This window comes from Rhodococcus sp. (in: high G+C Gram-positive bacteria) (genome assembly GCF_049286785.1).
Classification (GTDB): Bacteria; Actinomycetota; Actinomycetes; order Mycobacteriales; family Mycobacteriaceae; genus Rhodococcus_F.
In genome coordinates, this window is the sequence record NZ_JBAQEO010000897.1 from 1 (window position 1) to 5,542 (window position 5,542).

Here is a 5,542-nt window from a genome sequence, read left to right on the forward strand (position 1 = left end):
CAGCTGGGGCCATTCCCACCTCACCCCCGCGCCGGGTGAATACAGCTCGACGAGCCCGGATGCCGCAACTCAGTACGAGACCGGCCGGATCATCGACTGGTTCGACCGATATCTGAAGGACGTCGACGTCGACACAGGGCCAGTCTTCGCGTACTTCCGGAACTGGGTGGAGTACTCGGGCAATGCCGCTCCCGCCTATGCCGAGGCATCGGATGTGTCTGTGGGCGAAGATATCTCACTGTATCTCTCCGGAGACGGCTCGCTGACGAACTACCGGGACGCCATCGTTCCCGGTGCCCACACGCTGAACACCCCGCCCGGCGGATTGCCGACCGACCGTGAAGCGCCGGACCTGGCGCCGGGCGAACCGGTTCATCTGGGAGCCTTACCCGGCACCCAGGTGGAGTGGTCGTCGAACGCTCTTGCCGTGCCGGTCGACGTCGTGGGCGCACCGGTTCTCCATGTCCGGGTCGCGGCCACTCCGGTCGTTCCCGGTGTCGAGAACGCAGTGGTGGTGTTCGCGAAGCTCTACGACGTGGCACCGGACGGCACCGAAACCCTGATCAACGGCCAGGTGGCGCCGGCGCGCATCACCGATCCCGGCCGGCCGGTGCAGATGACGATGCCGGGCATCGTCCATCGCTTCGACGAGGGGCACCGGATCCGGCTCGTGGTGTCCGGCGGAGATCCGAGCTTCCGCGGTGGTCTGCTGCCCCATCAGGTCACCATTGCCTCCGGTGATGCCGGCCAAGAACTGGTGCTGCCGGTCACCGGATAACGAGCATGTCGGCTCACGTCGGTATCGCGCACGGCCTGGGTCTTCCGTCAGCGAGTACTTCCTCATGGCTGATCCCGGCGCAGCGGCAAGGTGATGGTGAAGGTACTGCCGGTTCCGGAGCCACCGCTGTCGGCGGTGATGTGACCGCGCTGCGCCTCGACGAGCGCCTTGGTGATCGCGAGTCCGATCCCGGCTCCTCCGTGTTCGCGGTCGCGTGCCAGGTCGACTCGGTAGAACCGTTCGAACAGGTGCGGGAGGTGTTCGGCGGAGATCCCGTCGCCGGTGTCGGTCACCTCGATCACGAGCAGCCCACCCCGCTGTTCCGCGGTCACCTCTACCCGGCCGCCCCCGGGGGTGTGACGTAAGGCGTTGTCGAGCAGGTTGCCGAGGACCTGGCCGAGCCGCTCCGGGTCGGCCCACAGCCGCGGCAGGTGTGCAGGAACATGCGAGCTCAGCGACACTCCCTTCGCTGCGTAGCGGTCGGCCGCGACCGTGAGCGCGGTAGATATCAGTGCTGCGGGGGCCACCCAGGTGGGCTCGATGGACGTCCGGCTCTCTTCCGCATGGGAGAGTGCGTTGACGTCGTCCGAGAAGCGGGCCAGCCTGCGGGTCTGATCGCGGAGCATCTCGATGGTGTCGGCGTCCAGTGTCTCGATCCCGTCCTCGAGTGCTTCCATGTACGCCTCGAGCACCGATACGGGGGTGCGGATCTCATGGGCGAGGTCACCGAGCAGTTGGCGGCGGGTGGTTTCGACCGATTCGAGCCCGGCGGCCATCCGGTTGAATGCCTCGGCGAGGGCGTCGAAATCCTCACCCAGGTGCAGTGGAGTGACCCGGATGTCGTAGCGGCCGTTGGCCACCGCGGTCGCCGCGGACGCTACCTCGGTCACCGAACGCTGCAGGCGCCGACTGAAATACCAGGTCACCACCAACGCTGCCAGCGCGGCCACCCCGAGGGCCACCGCCAGGGAAATGGCTGTCGCGGAGCGGTACGCCTGCTCGGCGTGGACCTGTTCGTCGGACGCGGCCGGTATCCCGGCGCGGTGCAGGTGCTCGCGGAAGAGCGGGGGGCCGGCGAACACCGCGACCACCCAACAGGTTGCAGCGCCCGCAACCAGCACCATCGATTGGGCCAGCAGCAGACGCATCCCCAGGCCGGGGACGCGACTGCGCACCGGCCCCGGGCCGAGGTTCCGCGGTAGACCCCGCCTTGCCGGGCCGGACTCGTGACTCTGTTTCGATGTCATTGCCCGACCCCCATCCGATACCCGATGCCGCGGACGGTGGTCACGTACCGAGGAGCGGCGGGGTCGTCGCCGAGCTTGCGGCGCAAGTGCCCGACATGCACATCGACGAGGTGCTCGTTGCCGACCCAGGATTCTCCCCACACCACCTCGATCAACTGGCGCCGGCTGAATGCCATACCTGGCCGAGACGACAACGCAGCCAGCACATCGAACTCGGTGCGGGTCAACATGACCGGGTGCTCGCCGAGATGGACCTCCCGGCCCGCGACGTCGATCCTCAGCGACCCGAATACCCGCGGCGGAGCCTCGTTCACGCCCGGCCCCGGCGGGGGTGTCTCGTACACCGAAGTGTTCCGGGGCCGGCGCAACATCGCACGAATGCGGGCCACCAACTCCCGCGGGCTGAACGGTTTGGTGACGTAGTCATCGGCGCCGACAGACAGCCCGATGATGGTGTCCATCTCCGCACTGCGGGCGGTCAGCATCACCACGTAGGCATCGGAGAACGTCCGCAATGCCCGGCACACCTCGATTCCATCCATGCCTGGCAGTCCGAGGTCGAGGACCACGACGTCGGGGTCGATCTCCCGGGCGATCGCGAGCGCATCGACCCCGTTGTAGGCGACGGCGACCTCGAAGTTCTCGCGTTCGAGGTAACTGGCGACGATTGCTGCCAACGGGCGTTCGTCGTCGATGACCAAGGCGCGATATCCCGCGGCGCTGTCGGACGAGAGGGGTGGCGTGCTGTTCATGGTCTCCATCGTCGCCGCTGCTCTTCCCGGTCCGGTACAGGTCGCCCTGAACCGGCCGTTTCTTCAGCGAAACTACACAGAATCCTCATCGATTCCGCGCGCTCGAGTACCACGATGGAGAGCAACGAAAGGTGAACAACCATGATGTGGTGGAACAACGGAATGGGCTGGGGGATGGGCTGGGGCGGCTGGGTGCTGATGGCCCTGCTGACGGTCGCATTCTGGGGATTGGTCATCGTCGGGGTCATGGCCCTTTTCCGCACCATTCGGGCAGACCGCAACCCTCCCTACGGCGCCACCGGCACAGGCAGGCAGAGTGCGGACGAGATCCTCGACGAACGCTTCGCCCGAGGGGAGATCGACGCCGAGGAGTACCGCAGCCGCAAAGACCAGCTACACGCCGGACCGAACCGATGACCAGGTGATACCGCACGTCGGTGTCGAAGGAATTTCATGACGCACGCGCCTGAAAACGGATTCGGCCTCAATCGGCGGGCCTTCCTTACCGCAGCGGCCGCAGGCCTGGGTGGACTCGCCTTGGCTGCCTGCACCCGTCAAACCTCGGTCCCCGGCCCACAACCGATCGACACGAACGCGGTGTCCGCCGCAGAGGCTGCACGCCCCCACACCGGCCGCATCGTCGACGCCGCCCTGACCCCGCAGACCACCGACATCGACCTCGGCGGTGTACAAGTGCGCACCCTCGCCTACGGGCCCAACGTTCCCGGCGCCACGATCCGGGCCAACGTCGGCGACGAGGTCGCGGTCACCCTCACCAACGCCCTCGACCACGGCACATCGGTGCACTGGCACGGCATTGCGCTGCGCAACGACATGGACGGGGCCGAACCCGCCAGCCCCGACATCGGACCGGGTCAAAGCTTCACCTACCGATTCTCGGTGCCCCATTCCGGAACGTACTGGGCGCACCCCCACGTCGGCCTCGACACCGACTACGGGCTCTACCTGCCCGTCATCGTCGACGACCCGGCCGAACCCGGCAACTACGACGCCGAATGGATCGTCGTCCTCGACGACTGGACCGACGGAATCGGCACCAGCCCCCAGGAGATCTTCTCCAACCTGCAATCGGGCGGGATGGGATCGATGGGCGGCCCCGGCGGCATGGGCAACATGCCCGGTATGGGCGGCATGGGTGGCGGGTCGGATCAGACCGGCGTCCCCACCGCCACCGGGACCAGTCGGACCGGGGTGGGTACCAGCGCCCTCCTCGGCGGTGACGCCGGCGACATCGCCTACCCCTACTATCTGATCAACGGTCGCATCCCGACCGCCCCGACGACGTTCACCGCCACACCCGGTCAGCGCGTGCGGATCCGTATCATCAACGCCGCCGCCGACACCGCCTTCCGCATCGGGCTGGCCGAGCACACCATGACCGTCACCCACACCGACGGCTACCCCATCACCCCGGTCGACGTCGATGCCCTCCTGCTCGGCATGGGCGAACGCTACGACGTGATCGTCACCGCAAGAGACGGGATCTTTCCCCTCGTCGCAGCGGCCGAAGGCAAGAACGCGCACGCCCGGGCCTTGCTGCGCAGTGGCGCCGGATCCGCACCCGACCCCGTATTCGTGCCCCGCGAGCTGGGCGGCCGGGTCGGCACCGTGGACACCTTCGTCGCCGCCGACGCCGTCCTGCTCCCCGGGGGACGGCCGGAGGTGAACCTGGCCGCGGATCTCGGCGGGAACATGATGAGCTACAACTGGACCATCAATGGCCGCCCCTACGACCGGACCGAGCCCTTGACGATTCGGCAAGGTCAGCGCGCCCGCCTCACTTTCACGAACATGACCATGATGTGGCATCCGATGCACCTGCACGGGCACACCTTCCAAGTCGTCAAACCCGACGGCACCCCGGGCCCCCGCAAGGACACCGTCATCGTGCTGCCGATGCGCTCGGTCGCGGTGGACCTGGTCGCCGACAATCCTGGTGACTGGATGCTGCACTGCCACAACGGCTACCACCAGGAATCGGGGATGATGACCCGCCTCGACTACGCCGGTTGAGCTGATGACCGGTCATCGGCCCCCTGCACCGAACCCTCACCGAGACCCACCGAAAGGCTGGAGCCTTCCCGTTGCAGCCACGACACCGCCACTGGATCAGAAGGAGGTGAGGAGAATGGGAATGAACATGATGGACATGATGATGATGTGTATGCGCATGATGGGCATAATGCCGCCGATGATGAACATGCCGATGACTATGCCGCCCATGTGACGCGATGCCCGGCTAGGACTGCACATCCGTCACGCACGCCATATCGCGAGCCGTCGCGGCCCGTGCACAGCCTGTTCGAGGAGCAGGTCAGGCGTATGCCGGTTGCGTTGACGCCAACCATGACCGACTTGATGTGGGTGCCCGAGGCAGTAGCCGAGGGAAGTGGTTCGTGTAGGTGGTCGCCGGGGCGTAAGGACCCCTGTCGGCAGCTTCACCACGCGGTTTCCAGCCTTTCATGCCCACCACTCACGAAGGGCCCCTCCCATTCGGAGGGGCCTTCTTCGTGTCTCAGATTTTCACTAAGAGCTTGTCTCATGTGGGGACCTTCTTGAAGCAGGTGAGTGCGGCGGCGAGGCGGACGAATCCGGCGAAGTGTTCACCGCGGCGCTCGTAGCGGATGGTCAAACGCCGGTAGCCGGTGAGCCAGGCGATGGTGCGTTCGATCTTCCACCGGTACCGGCCGAGCCGGTCGTTCCTCTCGATACCGCGCCGGGCGATGCGCGGGACGATGCCACGC

General features: G+C 66.6%; 6 protein-coding genes. 3 read left to right on the forward strand and 3 right to left on the reverse strand.

All coding sequences use genetic code 11. From position 1 onward, the window contains the following. Positions 1-778: CocE/NonD family hydrolase C-terminal non-catalytic domain-containing protein (locus WAW17_RS32205; RefSeq protein WP_422336885.1), on the forward strand; the 778-nt coding region annotated here is incomplete at its 5' end. Between the two features lie 62 nt (positions 779-840). On the opposite strand, the gene WAW17_RS32210 is transcribed toward WAW17_RS32205, so the two are convergent. Together WAW17_RS32210 and WAW17_RS32215 are read right to left on the reverse strand one after the other, a co-directional pair. Next, positions 841-2,025 (reverse strand): HAMP domain-containing sensor histidine kinase, encoded by a 1,185-nt coding sequence (locus WAW17_RS32210; RefSeq protein ID WP_422336886.1) that lies wholly within the window; start codon positions 2,023-2,025, stop codon positions 841-843. After that, positions 2,022-2,786 (reverse strand): response regulator, encoded by a 765-nt coding sequence (locus WAW17_RS32215; protein ID WP_422336887.1) that lies wholly within the window; start codon positions 2,784-2,786, stop codon positions 2,022-2,024. The genes WAW17_RS32210 and WAW17_RS32215 overlap by 4 nt, the downstream gene beginning before the upstream one ends. Positions 2,787-2,918: 132 nt before the next feature. Here WAW17_RS32215 and WAW17_RS32220 point away from each other — a divergent pair, with 132 nt between their 5' ends. Together WAW17_RS32220 and WAW17_RS32225 are read left to right on the forward strand one after the other, a co-directional pair. After that, a complete protein-coding gene (locus tag WAW17_RS32220) occupies positions 2,919-3,194 on the forward strand; it encodes an SHOCT domain-containing protein (RefSeq protein ID WP_422336888.1) in 276 nt (91 codons plus the stop codon). Positions 3,195-3,230: 36 nt separating this feature from the next. Beyond that, complete coding sequence (locus tag WAW17_RS32225) at positions 3,231-4,811, forward strand: multicopper oxidase family protein (RefSeq protein WP_422336889.1); 1,581 nt, start codon at positions 3,231-3,233, stop codon at positions 4,809-4,811. Positions 4,812-5,337: 526 nt separating this feature from the next. Here WAW17_RS32225 and WAW17_RS32230 read toward each other — a convergent pair. Then, a partial coding sequence (locus WAW17_RS32230) for a transposase (RefSeq protein WP_422336890.1) occupies positions 5,338-5,542 on the reverse strand: 205 nt, incomplete at its 5' end.